The organism is Streptomyces sp. NPDC001843, assembly GCF_042891955.1.
GTDB lineage: Bacteria > Actinomycetota > Actinomycetes > Streptomycetales > Streptomycetaceae > Streptomyces.
This window is the reverse complement of sequence record NZ_JBIATQ010000014.1, coordinates 184177-203987: the sequence shown is the minus strand read 5'-3', so window position 1 is coordinate 203987 and position 19811 is coordinate 184177. Positions and strand designations below refer to the sequence as shown.

At 71.8% G+C, this 19811-nt stretch carries 25 protein-coding genes and 1 pseudogene; 20 read left to right on the top strand and 6 right to left on the bottom strand.

Annotated elements, in window-relative coordinates:
* Positions 1-63: 63 nt before the first annotated feature.
* Positions 64-327, top strand: a complete 264-nt coding sequence (locus tag ACFYZQ_RS31595) for a DUF3099 domain-containing protein (protein ID WP_389155104.1) — start codon at positions 64-66, stop codon at positions 325-327.
* Positions 328-356: 29 nt separating this feature from the next.
* Here the strand turns inward: ACFYZQ_RS31595 and ACFYZQ_RS31590 are convergent, their stop codons facing one another.
* Entirely contained in the window at positions 357-1613 is a 1257-nt protein-coding gene (locus ACFYZQ_RS31590; RefSeq protein WP_389155101.1) for a hypothetical protein, read from the bottom strand.
* A 79-nt stretch (positions 1614-1692) separates the two neighbouring features.
* A complete protein-coding gene (locus ACFYZQ_RS31585) occupies positions 1693-2055 on the bottom strand; it encodes a DsrE family protein (protein WP_389155098.1) in 363 nt (120 codons plus the stop codon).
* 222 nt (positions 2056-2277) lie between these two features.
* On the opposite strand from ACFYZQ_RS31585, the pseudogene ACFYZQ_RS31580 reads away from it, so the two are divergent.
* From ACFYZQ_RS31580 to ACFYZQ_RS31560, 5 genes and pseudogenes are all read left to right on the top strand, one after another.
* A pseudogene (locus ACFYZQ_RS31580) lies at positions 2278-2454 on the top strand (Scr1 family TA system antitoxin-like transcriptional regulator); the annotation flags it as partial.
* A complete protein-coding gene (locus ACFYZQ_RS31575) occupies positions 2436-2630 on the top strand; it encodes a DUF397 domain-containing protein (RefSeq protein WP_389155095.1) in 195 nt (64 codons plus the stop codon). The pseudogene ACFYZQ_RS31580 and the gene ACFYZQ_RS31575, both read left to right, overlap by 19 nt.
* A gap of 214 nt (positions 2631-2844) precedes the next feature.
* On the top strand, positions 2845-3420 hold the full coding sequence (locus ACFYZQ_RS31570) for an FABP family protein (protein ID WP_389155092.1): 576 nt from the start codon (positions 2845-2847) through the stop codon (positions 3418-3420).
* Between the two features lie 67 nt (positions 3421-3487).
* Positions 3488-3925, top strand: coding sequence for a Fur family transcriptional regulator (locus ACFYZQ_RS31565; RefSeq protein ID WP_389155089.1), 438 nt, complete (start codon positions 3488-3490; stop codon positions 3923-3925).
* A gap of 9 nt (positions 3926-3934) precedes the next feature.
* Positions 3935-4900 (top strand): YgfZ/GcvT domain-containing protein, encoded by a 966-nt coding sequence (locus ACFYZQ_RS31560; protein WP_389155087.1) that lies wholly within the window; start codon positions 3935-3937, stop codon positions 4898-4900.
* A gap of 34 nt (positions 4901-4934) precedes the next feature.
* On the opposite strand, the gene dtd is transcribed toward ACFYZQ_RS31560, so the two are convergent.
* Complete coding sequence (gene dtd, locus ACFYZQ_RS31555) at positions 4935-5360, bottom strand: D-aminoacyl-tRNA deacylase (RefSeq protein WP_389155084.1); 426 nt, start codon at positions 5358-5360, stop codon at positions 4935-4937.
* 157 nt (positions 5361-5517) lie between these two features.
* Here dtd and ACFYZQ_RS31550 point away from each other — a divergent pair, with 157 nt between their 5' ends.
* The 3 genes from ACFYZQ_RS31550 to ACFYZQ_RS31540 all read left to right on the top strand — a co-directional run bounded on the left by ACFYZQ_RS31550 (position 5518) and on the right by ACFYZQ_RS31540 (position 8745).
* Positions 5518-6144, top strand: coding sequence for an aerial mycelium formation protein (locus ACFYZQ_RS31550; protein WP_389155082.1), 627 nt, complete (start codon positions 5518-5520; stop codon positions 6142-6144).
* Positions 6145-6245: 101 nt separating this feature from the next.
* Positions 6246-7484 (top strand): GNAT family N-acetyltransferase, encoded by a 1239-nt coding sequence (locus ACFYZQ_RS31545; RefSeq protein ID WP_389155079.1) that lies wholly within the window; start codon positions 6246-6248, stop codon positions 7482-7484.
* Positions 7485-7824: 340 nt separating this feature from the next.
* Positions 7825-8745: a winged helix-turn-helix domain-containing protein gene (locus tag ACFYZQ_RS31540; protein ID WP_389155076.1), complete on the top strand. Its 921-nt coding sequence runs from the start codon at positions 7825-7827 to the stop codon at positions 8743-8745.
* 19 nt (positions 8746-8764) lie between these two features.
* On the opposite strand, the gene ACFYZQ_RS31535 is transcribed toward ACFYZQ_RS31540, so the two are convergent.
* The gene (locus tag ACFYZQ_RS31535) at positions 8765-8953 is read right to left on the bottom strand and encodes a hypothetical protein (protein WP_132852555.1); all 189 of its coding nucleotides are present in this window, start codon (positions 8951-8953) and stop codon (positions 8765-8767) included.
* 148 nt (positions 8954-9101) lie between these two features.
* On the opposite strand from ACFYZQ_RS31535, the gene ACFYZQ_RS31530 reads away from it, so the two are divergent.
* The 5 genes from ACFYZQ_RS31530 to ACFYZQ_RS31510 all read left to right on the top strand — a co-directional run bounded on the left by ACFYZQ_RS31530 (position 9102) and on the right by ACFYZQ_RS31510 (position 14739).
* Entirely contained in the window at positions 9102-9980 is an 879-nt protein-coding gene (locus ACFYZQ_RS31530; RefSeq protein ID WP_389155073.1) for a GntR family transcriptional regulator, read from the top strand.
* Complete coding sequence (locus tag ACFYZQ_RS31525; protein ID WP_389155070.1) at positions 9980-10741, top strand: HAD family hydrolase; 762 nt, start codon at positions 9980-9982, stop codon at positions 10739-10741. The genes ACFYZQ_RS31530 and ACFYZQ_RS31525 overlap by 1 nt, the downstream gene beginning before the upstream one ends.
* 141 nt (positions 10742-10882) lie before the next feature.
* A complete protein-coding gene (locus tag ACFYZQ_RS31520; protein WP_389155067.1) occupies positions 10883-11980 on the top strand; it encodes a phosphotransferase family protein in 1098 nt (365 codons plus the stop codon).
* A 10-nt stretch (positions 11981-11990) separates the two neighbouring features.
* Positions 11991-12623, top strand: a complete 633-nt coding sequence (locus tag ACFYZQ_RS31515; protein ID WP_389155065.1) for a TetR/AcrR family transcriptional regulator — start codon at positions 11991-11993, stop codon at positions 12621-12623.
* Between the two features lie 64 nt (positions 12624-12687).
* Positions 12688-14739 carry a HelD family protein gene (locus tag ACFYZQ_RS31510; RefSeq protein ID WP_389155061.1) on the top strand — a complete coding sequence of 684 codons (2052 nt, stop codon included), beginning with the start codon at positions 12688-12690 and terminating at the stop codon, positions 14737-14739.
* Here ACFYZQ_RS31510 and ACFYZQ_RS31505 read toward each other — a convergent pair.
* Entirely contained in the window at positions 14736-15602 is an 867-nt protein-coding gene (locus ACFYZQ_RS31505; protein ID WP_389155058.1) for a nitroreductase/quinone reductase family protein, read from the bottom strand. The genes ACFYZQ_RS31510 and ACFYZQ_RS31505 overlap by 4 nt on opposite strands.
* 155 nt (positions 15603-15757) lie before the next feature.
* On the opposite strand from ACFYZQ_RS31505, the gene ACFYZQ_RS31500 reads away from it, so the two are divergent.
* Complete coding sequence (locus tag ACFYZQ_RS31500; RefSeq protein ID WP_389155056.1) at positions 15758-16381, top strand: RraA family protein; 624 nt, start codon at positions 15758-15760, stop codon at positions 16379-16381.
* 11 nt (positions 16382-16392) lie between these two features.
* A complete protein-coding gene (locus tag ACFYZQ_RS31495; protein WP_389155053.1) occupies positions 16393-16881 on the top strand; it encodes an HAD domain-containing protein in 489 nt (162 codons plus the stop codon).
* Positions 16882-16900: 19 nt separating this feature from the next.
* Here ACFYZQ_RS31495 and ACFYZQ_RS31490 read toward each other — a convergent pair whose 3' ends face one another.
* Positions 16901-17641, bottom strand: a complete 741-nt coding sequence (locus ACFYZQ_RS31490) for a VOC family protein (RefSeq protein ID WP_389155050.1) — start codon at positions 17639-17641, stop codon at positions 16901-16903.
* Positions 17642-17751: 110 nt separating this feature from the next.
* On the opposite strand from ACFYZQ_RS31490, the gene ACFYZQ_RS31485 reads away from it, so the two are divergent.
* From ACFYZQ_RS31485 to ACFYZQ_RS31470, 4 genes are all read left to right on the top strand, one after another.
* Positions 17752-18231 (top strand): helix-turn-helix domain-containing protein, encoded by a 480-nt coding sequence (locus tag ACFYZQ_RS31485; RefSeq protein WP_389155047.1) that lies wholly within the window; start codon positions 17752-17754, stop codon positions 18229-18231.
* A gap of 77 nt (positions 18232-18308) precedes the next feature.
* The gene (locus ACFYZQ_RS31480) at positions 18309-18911 is read left to right on the top strand and encodes a hypothetical protein (RefSeq protein ID WP_389155045.1); all 603 of its coding nucleotides are present in this window, start codon (positions 18309-18311) and stop codon (positions 18909-18911) included.
* 99 nt (positions 18912-19010) lie between these two features.
* Complete coding sequence (locus ACFYZQ_RS31475; RefSeq protein ID WP_388791512.1) at positions 19011-19355, top strand: DUF2516 family protein; 345 nt, start codon at positions 19011-19013, stop codon at positions 19353-19355.
* A 253-nt stretch (positions 19356-19608) separates the two neighbouring features.
* A partial coding sequence (locus tag ACFYZQ_RS31470) for a hypothetical protein (protein WP_389155043.1) occupies positions 19609-19811 on the top strand: 203 nt, incomplete at its 3' end.

Genomic DNA, 19811 nt, shown 5'->3' with positions numbered 1-19811 from the left:
CCGTCCGTCGGCCTTGTGCCCGCCGCACGGGCCGAGCTTCGCGCGCGCCCCTACTCTGGAGTCATGTACGCACGGCGACGGCGCTGGTACTTCGCCATGATGGGGGCCTGCATCGGCCTCTTCGTCCTGGCCTGGGGAGTCGTACGCATCTGGTCGGTCCCGGCGGCCGTCGGGATGTGCGTGGTGGCCATGGTCATCCCGCCCGTGGCCGCCATGGTGGCCAACCGGCGTGGCCCGGAGGACCGCTGGTGGGACGACCCCTCCGGCGACCCGCAGTCCGACGAGTGGTGGGACGAGCTGGACGGCAAGAAGCGCCCTCGCTCGTAGCGGCCACGTCTCAGTCGCGTGGCCCCTCGCTACCGCTCTGTCCGGAGCGTGTCCAGCCGGTCCACGGCGGCCCTCACGTCGTCCCCCGCCCTCTCGCTGCCGTACTGCTCCCCCACTGCGCGCACCATGGTGCGCAGGGCGGTCGCCCACGCGTCGCCGTGTGCGTCGAGCCAGGCGGCGGAACCCTCGGCGCGGTTCCGGAAGAGAGTGTGGTGGAGCAGATGGCTCTCCAGCGCCATCCGCCAGGCCGCGTCGGTGTCGGTGCGGGGATCGACGGCCGCTGCGAGATCCGCGAGGCGCCGGGCGTGCAGTGGTGCCGAGGCGCGGTCGCGCATACGGCCGGAGACGGAGTAGGACTCCTCGGTGGTCAGCATCCGGCGCAGGACGGCGACCCCGACCAGCCCGGTGGCCGCGCCCGCTGTGCGCAGGGCCTCGTCGAGGGAGCGGGGGAGCGGTGCCGCGAGGATGCGTTCCTCCCGCTCCACGGCCGTGGGCGACATCCCGGAGGCGCGGACGAGGAACTGCTCCGCCTCGGCGGTGCGTCCGGCCGCGCGCAGGTGCACGCCCTTGCGGGCGAGCGCCCCGGCGAGATCACCCCACCCCTGCTCGGCGGCGTTCAGCACGAAGTCGTCGACGCCCAGGGCAGCGGGCCAGTTTCCCCGGGCCGCCTCCAGCGCCGAGGCGGTGTCCGCGGCCATGTCGACCGCATAGCCGAGGTGGCCCGCCGGATCGGCGTTCGCGGCCCCCTCGGCCTCCCGGAAGCGGGCCAGGGCCTGGGCGGCGCAGGCCAACGCCTGGTCCACGTCGCCGTGGGTGCGGTGCACGACGGCGGCCTGGCTCAGAACACGCGCCAGGTCGAGCGAGTGGGGTGGCCCGGCCAGGTGGACACCCTGCCGGGCGTAACCCTCCAGGGCCAGGTCGATGTCGGTCAGCGCGGACACAGGCCGCCCCGCGTCGGCCTGGGCCCGGGCTCGCCGCGCCTGGACGTCGGCGACGAGCAGATCCCTTCCGGCCGCCGTGGACCGGCGGTAGTGGGCCTCGCTGTCGTCCAGCACCGCGGCGGCGACCTCCGGCTGTCCGACGGAGACGAGCGAGGCGCCCACCGAGTACAGCAGGGCGGCGAGTTTCTCGTGCGCCGCCGTGTCCGCCGGATCCCGGGCGAGACGGTCCCGCAGGACGTCCTCGGCACGGCGGTGCGCGGCCAGCGCGTCCTCGGAGCGCCCCGCCTGCCGTGCCGCCTCGCCCGCCCAGAACAGCCGGTCGACGTCCGCGTCCCACGTCGTCATCGCGTGCCCTCCCCCTGCCGCGCCAGGAGACGAGTGTCGCGCACCGGGTGGCGCGAAGGCAGGCGCTCGCCTCAGGAGCTCAGTAGACGAGCGCCTGGGTGTCGTCGCCGAGCGCCTCCTGCACGAAGACCTGCGCGCCCGCGATCCGTACGCCCTCGATGACGTCCTTCTCGGTGATCTCCCGGCGCGCGGCGCACTGCGTGCACAGGGTGATCCGCCCGGCCGCCAGGATCGACTCGATCAGATCCGGCAGCGGCGCCGCGTGCGGCAGCTCGAACTCGGCGGCCCGCCCGGGCAGCGAGAACCACGACGACTCCCCGGTCAGCCACAGCGAGACGTCGACCCCGCTGGCCACGGCCACCGCCGCGACCGTGAACGCCTGCGAGCAGCGCTCGGGGGCATCCGCCCCGGCCGTCACCTTGATCACGAGCTTCTTCGCCATGCCGGAAGCGTAACCGTGACAACGATCGTGACGAGCAGCGCGGCCACGCAGAGGGCGGTGAGTACGCCGCTCACGACGGCCCCGTCGACCGGCCGCCTGCGCCGACGCCGGGAGCGTGGGGCGAACGGTGGCAGCGCGAAGGCCGGGTACAACGGCGCCCGGTCGCGCGGCGCGGCGTGCTGCTGCCGCCGGCACTCCTCGTAGGCAGGCCCTTCAGGCACCCGTACCGTGGCATACGCCGAGAACGACGTACACGGCGAACTGATCGAAGAACCCAGCAGAGTTGAGCGTTTCCAGCGCATTTATGATGCGCTCCGCGATACGGCCCTGTCCCCGGCCGAGTCGCGGAAGTTCATCCTGCGGATGTTGGAGGAAGTGCCGTGCGAGCCATCGACCTGAACAGTCTGACCTGGCGCAAGAGCAGCTACAGCAACTCGGACGGCGGCCAGTGCCTGGAGGTGGCCGACAGCCTGCCCGTCGTCCCCGTCCGTGACAGCAAGGACACCACCCGCCCCCCGCTCCTCTTCACGGCCCCGGCCTGGGCGGCCTTCCTCGACGGAGTCAAGCGGCGCTGAGGGGCCGACCTCGCCGAGAGTGGCGGGTTCCGGCCGCGTAAGCTGTTCCACGGCTCTGTGTACGCCCACACCCCGCTCAAGGAGCACCCCGTGGAGATCTTCTTCGAAACCCTGCTGGTCCTGGTCTGCGTCGGCGTTCTCGCCTTCGCCGGACTGACCGTGAAGAAGCTGTACCAGGGCCAGCGCTGACCCCCACCAAGGAACTGCCGACCTCATGATCGAGATCCCGTCCGACCTCCACAAGGACCTCGTCCCGCTCGCCTTCCTGCTCGGCAACTGGGCCGGTGCGGGCGTGCACGACTTCCCCGGCTCCGAGAAGTGCAACTTCGGCCAGGAGGTCACCTTCACCCACGACGGCCGGGACTTCCTGGAGTACCACTCCCGCACCTGGGTGCTGGACAACGACGGGAACAAGGTCCGCCCGCTGGAGTCGGAGTCCGGCTTCTGGCGGATCGACGACGCCCGCAAGGTCGAGGTCACGATGACCCGCGACGACGGCGTCATCGAGATCTGGTACGGCGAGATGGCCGACAAGAAGCCGCAGATCGACCTGGTCACGGACGCCGTGGCCCGCACGCCCGCCTCCCCGCCCTACACCGGCGGCAAGCGCCTGTACGGGTACGTCAAGAGCGACCTGATGTGGGTCGGCGAGAAGCAGACCCCCGAGGTCGAGCTGCGCCCCTACATGTCGGCCCACCTGAAGAAGGTCGTCACCCCCGAGGAGGTCGAACGCTGGGCCAAGGCCCTCCCGGACGACATGCCGGACGACGGGATCGCCTTCTTCAAGTAGCCCGGAGCCTTGTCGCCCGAGCCGTGACCCGGCCCGCCCCGGCCCGCCCCGGCCTAGACTGGACGCCGTGGTGAGCACCGACTGGAAGAGCGACCTCAGGCAGCGCGGCTACCGGCTGACGCCGCAGCGGCAACTCGTGCTCGAAGCCGTGGACACCCTGGAGCACGCGACCCCCGACGACATCCTCAGCGAGGTGAGGAAGACGGCGTCGGGGGTCAACATTTCCACCGTGTACCGGACGCTGGAGCTCCTGGAGGAGCTCGGCCTGGTCAGCCACGCCCATCTGGGGCACGGCGCTCCCACCTACCACCTGGCCGACCGGCACCACCACATCCACCTGGTCTGCCGGGACTGCCAGAACGTGATCGAGGCGGACGTCGCGGTGGCGTCCGAGTTCACCGCCAAGCTGCGTGAGACGTTCGGCTTCGACACCGACATGAAGCACTTCGCGATCTTCGGGCGCTGCAAGGACTGCTCCCTGAAGAGTTCAACTACCGAGTCGTAGGCTTTGCGTATGAAGAGCCCTCTGCTGTCCCTGCCCGGTGCCGTCCCCGCCGAGGGCGCGGACGAAGGCGTCGCGGCCCACTACGGCGACCTTTTCCGTGAGCAGCGTGCCCTCGCCGACGGCACCGGTTTCGTCGACCTCTCCCACCGCGGTGTCGTCACGGTCACCGGTGAGGACCGGCTGAGCTGGCTGCACCTGCTGCTCACCCAGCACGTCAGCGAGCTCCCCGCGGGCCGGGCCACCGAGGCGCTGATCCTGTCCGCGCACGGCCACATCGAGCACGCGCTGTACCTGGTGGACGACGGCGAGACGGTCTGGGCCCATGTGGAGCCCGGCACCCAGGAGGCGCTGCTGGCGTACCTGGAGTCGATGAAGTTCTTCTACCGGGTGGAGGTCGCCGACCGCACGGTCGACACCGCGGTGGTGCACCTGCCGGCCGGTTCGATCGCCGAGGTGCCCGAGGGCGCCGTCGTACGCGAGACGGCGTACGGACGGGATCTGTTCCTGCCGCGCGCCGACCTGGAGTCGTACGCCGAGACCGCCGGACCGCCGGCCGGGATCCTCGCTCATGAGGCGCTGCGCGTCGAGCAGCACCGGCCCCGACTCGGCTTCGAGACCGACCACCGCACCATCCCGCACGAGCTGGGCTGGATCGGCAGCGCGGTCCATCTGCAGAAGGGCTGCTACCGCGGCCAGGAGACCGTCGCCCGGGTGCAGAACCTGGGCAAGCCCCCGCGCCGCCTGGTCTTCCTGCACCTCGACGGCAGCGAGGTCCATCTGCCGCCGCACGGCACGGACATCCGCGTCGCGGACGAGGGCCCGGACGGCCGCCGGATCGGCTTCGTCACCACGTCCGTGCGCCACCACGAGCTCGGCCCCGTCGCCCTGGCCCTGGTGAAGCGGAACGTGCCGGTGGACGCGCGACTGGTGGCCGGGGACACGGCGGCGGCGCAGGAGACCGTCGTCGAGCCCTGAGCCGCAGGCCGGGCTCAGATCTCCAGCAGCACGCTCAGATCTCCAGCAGGACGGTGAACGGGCCGTCGTTCGTCAGCGAGACGCGCATCCGCGCGCCGAACCGGCCCGTCTCCACCGTCGCGCCCAGTGCGCGGAGCTGGGCGACCACCTCGTCGACGAGCGGCTCGGCCACATCGCCGGGCGCGGCGGCGTTCCAGGTGGGGCGGCGGCCCTTGCGGGCGTCTCCGTAGAGGGTGAACTGGCTGATCACGAGGAGCGGGGCGTCGATGTCGCTGCACGACTTCTCGTCGTGCAGCATCCGCACGGACCACAGCTTGCGGGCGAGCTGGGCCGCCTTCTCCTTCGTGTCCTCGTGCGTGACCCCGACGAGGACGCACAACCCCTCGCCGGTGATCTCGCCCACGGTCTGCCCGTCCACGACGACACTCGCGCCGTCCACCCTCTGCACCACTGCTCGCATGCCGACCATGATGCCGGGTGCCGGTGACGGGTTCCGAGGCGGTCCATTTTTGCTCCTTAACGGCCCATCTGGGGCCGTTCGGGGGCTCTCGGTCGTATAGCGGTCACTTGGGGTGGCACGATGCTTCCGTACGCGGTCGAGGGGACGGTAGAGGCATATGAGCACACCGAGTACTGGGCATCTCGAGTTGCAGCAGATGCTGCGGGAAATGCAGCGGCCGCCCACGCAACGCGTGGACAGCCCGGAGCCGCCCGCCGAGCCGCCCGAGCACGACCTGACCCGGCTGAGCCTGCCCGAACTGCGTGCGCTGCGCCGGGACGCCCAGCGTGACGAGGCGGACCTCAGCTACGTACGGCGGCTGCTGCAGGGCCGGATCGACATCCTGCGCGCGGAACTGGCCCGCCGGGACCCGAAACCGCCCGTCGCCGCCGGCGACGGCCCGCGGGACGCGACCGTGATGGCCTCCGTGGTGTCCCGGCTCCCGGAGATCCTCACCGACGCCCCGGCCCGCCACCGGTCCTCGGCCCGCCACGTCACGCTGGGCACCCCGCACAACGAGGAGTACCGCCGGCTGGCCGCCGACATGCTGGCCGAGGTGGAGCTCTCCGACCTACAGGCCCGCACCGACGCCGAACTGGGCACCGCGATGGGCCGCCTCGTCCGCTACGAGCAGCAGGTCTCCGGCCGCCGCCAGCATCTGCAGCGCACGGCGGACGACTGCGGCGCGGAGATCACGCGGCGCTACCGGGAGGGCGAGGCGCAGGTGGACGACCTGCTGATGTGAGGCGACCGGGGTGTGCGGCGGGGCGGGTGGTGGCGCGCGGGGGCGTGCGGGGGCGGGAAAAACCCGCGACACGCCTTTGCCGCACACCTACCGTGGCCCCCATGACCGATGTACGTCCCATCCAAGAAGCCGAGTTCGCCGACTGGCACCGCGCCCTGAACACCGGCTTCCTCCGCGAACCGACCCCGACCGCGGAGCAGCACGAGGCCCGCCGCCTCCAGTTCGTGCCGGGCCGTCTCCTCGGCGCCTTCGACGGTGACCGGTGTGTGGCGACCTTCCGTTCCTTCGCCCAGGAACTCACCGCGGTGGGCGGCGCCGTCGTGCCCGCAGACGCCATCTCCAACGTCACGGTCACCCCCACCCACCGCCGCCGCGGCCTGCTGACCCGCATGATGAGCCAGGACCTCGCCGCCGCGCAGGAGCGCGGGGACGTGGTCGCCACCCTGATAGCCGCCGAGTACCCGATCTACGGCCGCTACGGCTTCGGTCCCGCGACCTGGATGACCGAGTGGACCGTCGACGTCCTCCGCAGCGGCCTCGACCCCCGCGGCCCGGTCCCGGCGGACGGCGGGCGTATCGACCTGATCGACGCCGAGGACGTCCGCAAGCTCGGCCCGGAGCTGCACGAGCGCGTCCGCCGCGCCCAGCCCGGCGCGGTCAGCCGGGACGAGGTGTGGTGGCGGCTGGCCACGGGGGACCTGGACTTCATCGGGAAGCGGCCCGAACCCTTCTACGCCGTCCACCGCGCGCCGTCCGGAGAGGTCGACGGCATGGTGTCGTACGGGTGCGACGACAACTGGAACGACAAGCAGCCGCACTGCACCGCCGCCGTCAACTGGCTGCTCGCCACCACCCCGGCCGCCGAGCGCGCCCTGTGGCACTACGTCTGCTCGATCGACTGGGTCACGCAGGTCAAGAGCGGCTGGCGGTCCCCCGACGACCTGCTGCCCTACTTCCTCCCCGACCCCCGCGCGGCGAGGATCACCACGCAGGCGGACTGGCTGTGGGTGCGGATCCTGGACGTCGTACGGGCCATGGAGGCGCGGACGTACGACGGTGAGGGCTCGCTGGTGCTGGAGGTCGTCGACCGGCAGGGACTGGCCGGCGGCCGGTTCCGGCTCGAGGCGTCGCCCGAGGGTGCGTCCTGCACGCCCACGGCCGCACAGAGCGCCGAACTCACCCTCGACGTCGCCGACCTGGCCGGGGTCTGGCTGGGCGGCGAGTCCGTGGCCCGGCTCGTGGCGCTGGAGCGGGCCCGGGAAGACCGGGCGGGCGCCGCCCGGGTGGCCGACGCCCTGCTGCGTACGTCCGGGCGACCGTGGTGCCCGGACCTCTTCTGAGGGCTCGCGCCTGCTTCGGAGGGCTCCCGCCTGCCGGGAACGGTGCAGGCCGATCAGTACTGTCTGAACCCGTACTGACCGGCCTGTGCTGACTCATCCGTAGCCTGCTTGTTCAGTTGTGGCTGTGCGCATCCGTGTTGAGTTGTCGCTGTTCGGTTGTGACTGTGCTCGGGCCGGGGTCCCAGCTCCCCTCCGGAAGGGAACCCGGTGGGCCAACCAACCGGGGGATCAACCATGTTCTCCAAGTTGGCCGCCAACTCCACAGTACTTATCTCCGCTTGGATGCGTCTCATAACCACCTTTCACTGAACTGCCACAAGATGGCGGGAAGTTGTACTGTTTGACCGTGGACCCGGAACCCGCCTCCGCCAATGGGCCGAAGAGGCCACCACGGCCACAGAAGTCACACCGCGAGGTGGCCGACGAACTGCGCGCCCGGATCAGGTCCGGGGTGCTCAAGCCGGGCCAGCGCATGCCCACGCAGGCCAGGATCGCGGACGAGTTCGGAGTCGAGCGCGGGGCCGTGCGCCAGGCCCTGCGGATCCTGCAGTCGGAGCACCTGCTCACCAACGTGACCAAGGGCAGCCCGGCCACCGTGGCCCCGGACCTCGGCCACGGCCACGGCCGTGCGCCCGCCGGGCCGCCCGCCCCGCCCGAGCCCACCATGGTGGGCCTGGCCCCGCGGATAGCCGCCGCCTTCGCGGCCCCGCACGTCGAGATCGACGCCCTGTGCCTGACCTCCGTCTCGCTCACCCTTGCGATCGGTGAGCCGCTGCGCCAGATCCACGCGGGGCACATGAAACCGGCCAAGGTCGACGTCCGCGTCCTGCTGCCCAGCCGCGACATCGACCTGGCCTTCCCGGCCCCGGTGGACGCCTCGGCCGCGGATCTGCTGCACGGGCGCTGGCTGACCCAGCGCAACGCCCAGGGCCAGGTGCTCCGGCACAACCTGCTGGCGCTGCGCGCCACACACGGCATCGACGTGCGGGTGTCCTTCCGTGCCCTGCCCTTCACCCCGCCGGTCAAGCTGTACCTGCTCAACGGCACGGAGGCGCTGTTCGCGTACTACACGCTGACGCGGCACGAGCGGGAGATCGACCACGAGCCGCTGGAGCTGTACGACGCCGAGGGCACGCAGTCGATGCTGTTCGCCTTCGAGCAGGGCGCCGGACAGCGTGACGCGACCTTCGTGGAGCAGTCGCACCTGTGGTTCAACGCCCTGTGGGAGACGATCAGTTCGGAGCTCGTGCTCACGGCGTGAGCCGATCGGGACGAGCGGTTCAGAGGGCGGGGCCCGCGAGCAGGACGGCGAGCAGGACGGCTCCGGCCGAGCTGACGGCCGGGCTCTTGGCCTTGAGGCCGATGCTGAGCATCAGCAGGCCGACGATGCCGGTGGCGCCGTACTTCCACTGCACGATCTGTTCGAAGCCGACGACGAAGACTGCGGAGATGAGGGCGAGGGCAGGCACGGTGGTTCCCCCTTCAGGTTGCCAGGAAGCAAAACTTCCGCCAACTGAGCCAAGTTGGCAACCAACTTTGATTAAGTTGTCCCCACTTGGCACCCATCCATAAACAACCTAAGGACAACCGCTTTTGGGTAGGTGCCAGTTGTAGCGTTTGGTCGTGACACAGGAGAACGTGGCAGTGAACGGCAGCAGAAGGCTCACGGCCCAGGAGATCGCCGGCACCCTCCGGGAACGGATCAGGGCCGGGGACCTGAGGGTGGGGGACCGCCTGCCCACCCAGGCCGAGCTGGCCGAGGAGTTCGGCGTCGAGCGCGGCACCGTACGCCAGGCCCTGCGCGCACTCCAGGACGACGGCCTGCTCAGCAGCGTCAGCCGGGGCAGCCCGCCGCGCATCGCCGAACCCGCTCCCGCCCATGACGAACCCCAGCCGACGATGGTGGGCCTCGCCCCCCGCCTGGCCGAGGCCTTCTCCGCACCGCACGTGCGCATCGACGCGGCCTGCCTGACCGCCGAGACCCTCATGCTGGCGCTGAGCGAACCGCTCCGCATGATCCACGAGGGCCGCTCCCGCCCCGAACGCATCGACGTGCGCATACTGCTGCCCTCCCGGGACATCGACCTCGCCTTCCCGGTCCCCGTCGACGGACGCGACGGCGACGACCCGGTACACCAGCGCTGGCTCAAGATGCGGAACGCCCAGGGGCAGGTCCTGAAGTACAACCTGCAGGCCCTGCGCGGCACCCACGACATCGACGTGAACGTCACCTTCCGCGCGCTGCCCTTCACCCCTCCGGTGAAGCTGTACCTCCTCAACGGCACCGAAGCACTGATCGGCTACTACATCGTCACCCCCCGTGCGGAGTCCACGGACAGCGGAACACTGGAGATGTACGACACCCTCGGGTCGCAGTCCCTGCTCTTCTCCTTCGAGACACGGCGGGGCCAGCGGGACGAGGCGTTCGTGCAGCAGTCACAGAAGTGGTTCGACGCCCTCTGGGAAACCATCACCTCGGACCTGACACTCTCCTAGTGACTCCTGATACGAAACGGAATGAGCCGGCGGCCGCCGGGACCGAGGGCGCGACGGACGCGACGGAGGCGACGGACGCCCTCCGGGACGTGATCGCCCGGGCCCGGGTGGTGTTGTGGGACTTCGACGGCCCGATCTGCCGCCTGTTCGCGAGGCACACCGCGGAAGGGGTGGCCGGTGAGCTGGTGGAGTGGCTGGAGAGCCGCGGGCTGCACGGGCTGCTGACGCCGGGGGAGCGCCGGTCGCCGGACCCGCAGATCCTGCTGCGCGCCGTGGAGGACCGGCACCCCGGTTCCGACCTGGTGGCGGAACTGGAGGAACGTCTCACCCAGGAGGAGTTGCAGGCCACCGAGTCCGCGATGCCCACCGCCTACGCCGATCCCCTGATACGCACCTGGTCCGCGGTCGGCTCCCCGATGGCCATCACGACGAACAACTCCGCCCGGGCGGCCCGCGCCTATCTGGCCGGCCGCGGCCTGATCGACTGCTTCGCCCCGCACATCTACGGCCGCACCCAGGACCTGCGCCTCCTCAAGCCCGACCCGTACTGCCTCAACCGGGCCCTGAGCGCGACGGGGACGGCACCCTCGGCCGCCGTGATGATCGGCGACTCGCCCACGGACTGGGAGGCCGCGACCCGGGCCGGGATCCCGTTCGTCGGCTACGCGCGGGGCGAGTCGGGCGAGAAGCGGCTGCGCGCGGCCGGCGCCGAGCACGTCGTCCGGACCCTGGAGACACTGCTGCGAATTGTCCGTCAATAAGGCACCAGTGCCGGTCCGGTCGCCCTCGACCGCGACCGGGTTCCGTGAATAAAACGCGTCCGGCATGCCGCGGACCCGTCGGCGGAGTACGGTGCTTCCACTTCTGCATCCTCCGGAAGGGGCCTACGAAAGAAACGGGCAATGTCACCCCAATCGGATTCCCAAGCCCGGCTGCACGCGGTCGGGGCGAGTGGTGGCGACGAGAGCGTGGTCGAGGGCCCACTCCACGGATATCACCACGAGACCTATGTCTTTCCGCTGCCCGGAGAAAAGGGATCCGGCCCGCAGGCACGCTGGAAGTGCCGGGAGCCGCGCCCCGGGCTGCTCTGGTTCGACCGGCGGTGCTTCGCCTCGGAGGAGCAGCTGCTCAATGACCTCAACGGCCGGATCCGCGGCATTCCGGACATCATCGAGGCCGACGGCCTGAAGCTGCAGCGATTCATCGAGGGACGGACGCTCGGATCCGTCTGCGCATCCGGGCTCGCGGTTCCCGACGACTTTCTCCGGCAGATCGTCGGTCTGTTCCCCCAACTGGTCCGGATCACCTCGGAATCCCTTTCCGTCGACCGGCGCTGCGCGGCCGAGGACCGGCCGGAGGACGGTGACAGCGACGGCTTCCTGGAGCGGCTCGTCTGTTTCACCGAGGAACACGTGTACCAAGGCAATTCGGCGACATTCGAAAGACTCTTCGGTGAACTCGGGGTCCCCGCCGAGTCGTTCGAGCAGCTGCGTAAACATGTCTCGGGACTGCGCGAACGCCCTTTCTGTCTGCTCCACGCCGACCTGCACCGTGAGAACTTCATCGTCGACGACGACCGCCGCCTGTGGACGATCGACTGGGAGCTGGCGATGGTCGGCGACCCGCTCTACGACCTCGCCACCCATCTGCACCTGATGCGGTACCCGGTCCGGCAGGCGCGGGACGCCGCGCACCAGTGGGCCGACGCGGTCGAACGCGCCCGCCCCGGCAGCGCGGCCGGCTGGCGGCACGACCTGCCTCTGCTCCTCGGCTACAAGAGGGCCCAGTCCCTCTTCACCGACGTCATCCGGGCGGCCCTGTCCCTGGATCCCGGGCCGGACGCGCACTGGCGGCGGCAGCTCGTCCGGGCGGCGCTGAAGCTGCGCCCGGTGCTGGCCGACGCCGCCCTGCCGCTGGGGCTCGAGTCGGTTCCGGGGATGCGGCGGATCGTCACGGCACTCGTGCGCTGGCGGCGCGAGCACGGGGTGCCGTCTGCGTAGGCTCGCTCCCATGGATGAGCAGATCGGTCTCCGCGAGCGCAAGAAGCAGCGGATGTACCAGGACGTGTCGAACACCGCCGTACGGCTGTTCCTCGAGAAGGGCTTCGACGCGGTGTCGGTCGCGGAGGTCGCCGCCGCGGCCGGGATCTCGAAGCCGACGCTGTTCCGGTACTTCCCGGCCAAGGAGGACCTCGTCCTGCACCGGATCGCCGACCACGAGGACGAGGCCGCGCGCGTGGTCGCCGGCGCCGCCTCGCCGCTGGAGGCGCTGCGGCGGGACTTCCTGGACGGGCTCGCCCGGTGCGACCCGATCACCGGGCTGAACGACGACCCGGGCGTGCTCGCCTTCCACGCGTTGCTGTACGGCACCCCGGCGCTGGTGGCGCGGCTGCACGAGTATCTGCGGCGGTCCGAGGGCGCGCTCGCCGGTGCCCTCGGCGGTGATCTGGACGCGCGGCTGGCCGCCGGGCAGATCATCGCCGTGCGGCGGATCCTCGCGGAGGACAACTGGCGGCGGATCGCGGCGGGGGAACGGGTCGCCGACGTGCGGGCGGGCGCGGTGGCGGCGGCGGAGCGGGCGTTCGGCCGGCTGGGGGCGGGGCTGCCGTGGCTGGTGGGGGCGGCGGAGCGGGATTCCGGGTGACCTCCATTTCGTAACCCAGTCAAAAATCTTACCCAGTTACGCACTTTTGGGTAGGGTGACGGTCATGACCTCGCCCCGCCCCGCACTCACGGACTCCCTCCACCGCGAACGCGCCTACCACGAGAGCTGCCGCACCGCCCTCGCCGCGATGGTCGAAGGCGCACGGGAGCAGGTGGTGACCGGTGAGGACGTCTCCGCCTCCGGCGCCGACGCCGAGGTCCTCGGCCACCGTCTGCGCAGCCGGGCCAAGGCACTGAAGGAACTGCCCGAGGGGCCGTTGTTCTTCGGGCGGCTCGACTTCGACGGCGCGAACGGCGAATTCGACGGCACGAACGGCGAACACGGCGGGCAGAGCTACCACGTGGGCCGGCTCCGGATCACCGAAGACCCGGCCGCCCCGCCGCTCGTCGTCGACTGGCGGGCCCCCGTCTCCCGCGCCTTCTACCAGGCGAGCGCCCGCGACCCGCAGGGCGTCCGCGTACGCCGCCGCTTCGGCTGGGCCCCCGGCAGCCGCGGCGACTCGGCCGACCTCACCGGCCTGGAGGACGAGCACCTCGGCCGGGGCGAGTCGGGGAGTGGCGAGATCGTCGCCCGCGAGATCGAGCGGCCCCGCGTCGGGCCCATGCGGGACATCGCCGCCACCATCCAGCCCGAGCAGGACGACCTGGTCCGCGGCGAGCTCACCGAGTCGATCTGTGTGCAGGGCGCCCCCGGCACCGGCAAGACCGCCGTCGGCCTGCACCGCGCCGCCTACCTCCTCTACACCCACCCGCAGCGCGTCCAGCGCGCCGGGCTGCTGATCCTGGGCCCCAACCGCACCTTCCTCTCCTACATCGCCGAGGTGCTGCCCTCCCTCGGCGAGACGGGCGTGCGGCAGACCACCCTCCTCGAGGAGATCGCCCTCCACCCGGTCACCGGCACCGACGGCGAGCGGACCGCCGTCGTCAAGCACGACGCCCGCATGGCCGAGGTGCTGCGCCGGGCGCTGTACGCGCGCGTGTCCGCCGACGGCGCCGAGTCGCTCGCCGTGCCGGACGGGTCGTACCGGTGGCGGGTACCGGCCGACGAACTCGTGGAGATCCTCGAAGGGGTGCGGGCCGAGGAGCCGCCGTACGCGGTGGGCCGCGAGCGGGTGCGGACCCGCGTCGTCCGCCTGCTGCAGCAGCAGGCCGAGCGGCGGACCGGGCCGAGGCCGGCCGCGTGGGTGCGCAAGATCGAGCGGGCCCGGGCGCTGAGCGCGTACGTCGACAGGGTCTGGCCGAAGGTCCGGCCCGAGGAGGTCGTCGCCGAACTCCTCACCGACGCCGCGGTGCTGGCGCGGGCCGCCGACGGGCTCCTCGACCCCGACGAGCAGGAGGCGCTGCTGTGGGCCCGGCCGCCGCGCTCGTACAGGTCCGCCCGCTGGTCGGCCGCCGACCTGGTCCTCCTCGACGAGGTCGCCGGGCTCATCGAGCACCCGGAAGGGTACGGCCACATCGTCGTCGACGAGGCGCAGGACCTCTCCCCGATGGAGTGCCGGGCCATCGCCCGCCGGGCCGCCTTCGGCTCGCTGACCGTGCTCGGCGACCTGGCGCAGGGCACCATGCCGTGGGCGGCGCGGGACTGGCACGTGACGCTGCGGCACCTGGGCGAGCCGGACGCCGCGGTGGTGCCGCTGACCACCGGGTTCCGGGTGCCGGCGGCGGTCCTCGACCTCGCGGGCCGGCTGCTGGCCCGCCTGGACGTCGCCGTCCCCCCGGCCCGCTCCCTGCGGGCGGAGGGCGAACTGCGGATCCGGCGGGCCGACGACGTACCCGGCGAGACCGTGGCGGCCGTACGGGACGCGCTCACCCGGGACGGCTCCGTCGGCGTCGTCACCGCGGACGCCGACCTGACCCGGGTGCGCGACGCCCTCACGGCGGCCGGGATCGACACGGCGGGCCCCGACGAACTCGGCGCCCGGGTCACGCTCGTACCCGCGACCGTCGTCAAGGGCCTGGAGTACGACCACGTCATCGCCGTCGAACCGGCCGCCGTCGCCGAGGCCGAGGCCCGCGGTCTGCACCGGCTGTACGTGGTGCTGACCCGGGCGGTGTCACGACTGGACGTGGTGCACGGGCGGCCGCTGCCGTTCTAGCGCGACGACCGCCGGGCGGCGCCGTCGAGGAGCGGGACCAACTGCTCCTCCTCGTACGCCAGATGCGCCTCCAGTTCCTCGGTCAGCCGTACGACCTCGGCGCGCGCCCCGTCCCGGTCCTCGGCGGCGACCGCCCGGCGCAGCTCTTCGACGAGCACGGCGATCCGTTCGTGCTCCCGGCGCAGCCGCTCCCGGACCGGGGCGAACTCGGGGTGCCGCTCGGCGAGGAACGGGAACATCATGGTGTCCTCGCCGGCGTGGTGGTTGTCCAGACCCTGGCAGAGCGTGAGGCAGTTGACCCGCAACTGCGCGCCGAGGCTGCTGCCGCCGTCTGCCGTCTCCTGCCGGACCAGGGCTAGTTCGCGCCGGAAGGCATCGTGGACCAGTCTGATCGCCTCGCCCGGCGAGCCGGCCTCGATGTGCCCCGGGCCCGGCCCCGCGATCCGCTCCAGGGCGACGACCGGGATCACCCGCCCGGCCTTGCGCTGGTACTCCGCCCAGCCCGGGTCGGCCTCCACCGCCCGTGCGAAGGCCTGATCACGCTCGTCGCCGGCCAGGACGACGGCCCGCGCCTCGTAGGTGAACACGCCACTCTCCACGGTCACCCGCGGATGCGCGAGGAGGTTGCGGTACCAGTCCGGATGCCGGGGTGAGCCGCCCGCCGAGGCGATGACCAGGACGCGGTCGCCGCCGTCGGGAAGATAGCCGACGGGGGTGGTGTGCGGGGTTCCGGTGCGGGCGCCGGTGGTGGTGAGCAGCAGCAGACGGCCGCCCTCGAAGGGGCCGCCGACGCGGCCGTGGTTCGCGCGGAACTCGTCGATGACGCGGCGGTTGAAGTCGTACGGATCGAAGTCGCTGGGCACTCTCTGTCTTTCCTTCCTCTGCTGTCGTTTGTCGCGGACGCAGAGGAAGAGGCGGGCTCCTGGCCCGCCTCGGCCTCACTCAGAGGCCGGGCACCCAACTCGCTCACGGCACAAGGCCGACCCGGCAGTCATGGCGGCGACGCTACCGTGCCCCCATGATCGACGCCACCGACTTCCAGTCCCTCCCGACCACCACACTCGCCGACCTCCTGGGGCGCGCCCAGGTCATGGACTTCCGGATACGCCCGCTGTGGGGCCCCGTGCCGCGCATCGCCGGACCGGCGTACACCGTCAGCTGCCCTCCCGGCGACAACCTGATGCTGCACGCCGCGATCCACCGCGCCGAGCCCGGCTCGGTGATCGTGGTGGAGTCGGGTGACCTGGAGTACGCGCTCGCCGGCGGCAACGTCTGCGCGGTGGCGCAGCGGCGTGGCATCGCCGGGTTCGTCACCGACGGGCTGGTCCGCGACCTCGCCGAGATCCGGAAGATGGGCTTCCCCGTGTTCGCCCGGGGTGTCGTCCCGATCCCCGGCGCCAAGTCCGCGGCACGGCCGCTGAACCGCCCGGTGCGGTGCGGCGGGGTGCGGGTCGCCGCCGGGGACCTGGTGGTGGCCGACGAGGAGGGCGTCGTGTCCGTCCCCGCCGGGCACAGGCGCAAGGTCCTCCAGGACGCCCGGGCCGGACTCGCCAAGGAGGCCGCCGAAACCCTGGACGCCTGGGAGGCGGCACACCGCGCCCGGATCGACATGATCCTCGCCGGAAACGGCTTCGAGGGCTGATCCTGGAGGTGGTGCTCCTCTTCCTCGACGTCGACGGAACCCTCCTCCCGTACGGCGCCCCCGGCCCCTACCCGGTGTACGAGGCCTCCGTACCGCAGACCGCCACCGGCCACCCGCTGCTGCACCGGATCGACCCGGCCCTCGGCCCCCGGCTGGCCGCACTGGGCTGCGAGCTGGTCTGGGCGACCACGTGGCTCGACGACGCGAACACCTGCCTGGCCCCCTGGCTCGGCCTGCCCCGGCTGCCCGTCGTCGACTGGCCCGACGAGGACGGGCCACCGGGCCGCCTGCACTGGAAGACCCGTGCTCTCGTCACCTGGGCCGCCGGCCGTCCCTTCGTCTGGCTCGACGACGAGATCACCGGGACCGACCGCGCCTGGGTGGCCGCCCACCACCCGGCGCCCGCCCTGCTGCACCCCGTCGATCATCGCCACGGGCTCACGGACGCCGACTTCAGCGCGCTGGAGACGTGGCTGCGGGGCCCGGGCCCGAGGCCGTGACAGGGCCCGGCGTCCTGCGTCAGGTCCGGGAGAGGACGCAGAACTCGTGGCCCTCCGGGTCGGTCAGGCACGTCCACGGGACGTCGCCCTGGCCGACGTCGAGGTCGGTGGCGCCGAGGGCCCGCAGCCGGGCCACCTCCGCCGCCTTGTCGTCACCGGCGTCCGGTACCAGGTCGAGGTGGACGCGGTCCGGCACGGTCTTCACGCCGGGCGTGCGGAGGAACTCGAGATACGGGCCGACACCCCGGGCGGAGCGCAGCGCCGCGTGCTCGTCGGTCACCTCGTGCGGGGGCCAGCCGATCGCCTCGCCCCAGAACCGGGCCATGGCCCGCGGATCCGCGCAGTCGACCACCACCGCGGCGATCGGCCCGGTGTCCCGGTAGATCTCCCGGGGCTCCAGCACGCAGAACTCGTTGCCCTCGGGGTCGGCGAGGACCGTCCACGGCACGTCGCCCTGGCCCACGTCGGCGGGGCTCGCACCGAGAGCCTTCAGGCGCGCGACCAGCTCCGCCTGATGGTCCGCGGAGGTGGTGGCGAGATCGATGTGCACCCGGTTCTTCGTCGCTGTCCTGGCTTCCGGGACGGCGATGACGTCGACGCACACGCCGACCGGTTCCCGCCAGTCGAAGCCGTCGGGGAGAGCGGCGGTCGCGCCGGCTCCCTGACTGGTGACGCGCCAGCCGAGCGCCTCCGCCCAGAACCGTCCGACCGTCGAGTCGTCAAGAGCCTTGATGTTCACCTGGACGGGTAGCAGCGCCATGCCGGTGATCCTATGCACCCGCTCCGCGGCGGCAGTCCGTCCTCGTGACACGGCGCACTATTGCAAGCAGGTGCTTGCAATAGTTAGCAGGGGTGTTGCAAGGTGGAGGCATGGCATCGCTCAACGTCGGCAATCTCGGTGAGTACCTGCGCGAGCAGCGGCGAAACGCTCAGCTGTCGCTCAGGCAGCTCGCCGATGCCGCCGGGGTGTCCAATCCGTATCTGAGCCAGATCGAGCGCGGGCTGCGCAAGCCGAGCGCGGAGGTGCTGCAGCAGGTCGCCAAGGCGCTGCGGATCTCCGCCGAGACGCTGTACGTGCGGGCCGGGATCCTCGACGACGAACGCGACCGGGACGAGGTGGAGACGCGTGCCGTCATCCTCGCCGATCCCACGCTGAACGAGCGGCAGAAGCAGGTGCTCCTGCAGATCTACGAGTCCTTTCGCAAAGAGAACGGATTCGGGATCGACACCGCGGGCGAGGAGAGCACGGACGCGGACATCGTGCGCGGCGCCGCCGCCGTGCGCGGCACCCGCACGGCCGACGGCGACGAAGCCGGTGCCGGCACAGATCCGCGACAGACGGCCAGTTGAACCGGACCAGGGCGCCGGCCGCCCTGCCGCGGACCACAAAACCCTCAGCCGAACGTGAATCCGGGAGGACCATCACCATGGCCATCACCGACGACCTGCGCAAGACCCTCAGCGACCCGACTCCGCTCTACTTCGCCGCCGGTACCGCCGACCTGGCCCTCCAGCAGGCCAAGAAGGTGCCCGCCCTGGTCGAGCAGCTGCGCTCCGAGGCCCCGGCCCGTATCGAGGCCGTGCGCAACACCGACCCGAAGGCGGTGCAGGAGAAGGCCACCGCTCGGGCCAAGGAGGCGCAGGAGAGCTTCCAGACCAAGGTCACCGAGTTCTTCGGCGCCATCGACGGCGACCTGAAGAAGCTCGGCGAGTCCGCCCAGGACTTCGCCCTGCGCGGTGTGGGTGTCGCCGCCGAGTACGCCGTCAAGGCCCGCGAGACCTACGAGAAGGTCGCCGAGCACGGTGAGCAGACCGTGCGCACCTGGCGCGGCGAGGCCGCCGAGGAGATCGAGGACCTGGCCGTCGCCGTCGAGCCGAAGGGTGAGCCGGCGCTGTCCAAGCCCGCCGTGGCGGAGCCCGTCACGCCGGCCGACGTCAAGCCCGTCGCGGAGAAGAAGCCCGCCGCGAAGAAGGCACCGGCGGCCCGCAAGGCCACCCCCGCCAAGAAGACCACGCCGCCCGCGAAGTGACCGACGGCGCGTGCGCGGGCCGGGCACCCCTGGGGTGTCCGGCCCGTTCTACGGGTACGGTGGCCGCGTAGGAATCGGGAGAGAGCGGGCGGTGGCAGCATGCTGATGTTGGGCTTCGCGGGGTTCTTGGGACTGCTGAAGATCGTCCTGATGGCCCTCGCCGCGTTCGGGCTGTTCGACGCCGCGTTCCGGCGCGAGGACGCCTTCCGCGCGGCCGACAAGCAGAACAAGGTGTTCTGGCTGATCATCCTGGCCCTGGCGCTCGTGGTGAGCTACCTGTTCTCGATCCTGTCCATCCTGCCGATCGCCGGCGTGGTCGCGAGCATCGTCTACATCGTCGACGTACGTCCCGCGCTGCGGCAGGTCTCCGGCGGCAGCGGCTGGGGCCGCCGCCGCGGCAGCAGCAGCGACGGTCCGTACGGGCCGTACAACGGCGGCCGCTGACCCCGGACGTCGTTGCCGAGGTCGCTGACCGCGCCGGCCGGGCCCCGGCTGGAGCCGACGGCGGACGACCGCCGTCAGGCCGTACGCCGGGGGCGCCGAGCTCTTGGCAGAGGGGCTGCCACGGCACTCGGTCGAGCAGGACCACCGCCCCGCGCCGCCCGCGCCCCGTTTGAACCGGTGGCGGACGGCCGGCGTCAGCCGTACGCCGGGGCCGCTGGGCCCCGGAACCCAGCAGAGCCCAGCGGCTCGCGCTATGGCACTCGGTCCCGCGGGACCACCGCCCCGCCTCGGCCGGGTCCCGGTCGGGCCGGTGGCGGACGACCGCCGTCAGGCCGTACGCCGGGGGCCGCTGGGCCAGGACCGCAGCAGAGCCCAGCGGTCAGCGCTACGGCACCCGGTCCAGCAGGACCACCGCCACGTCGTCCGTCAGCTCACCGCCGTTGAGGTCGCGGACCT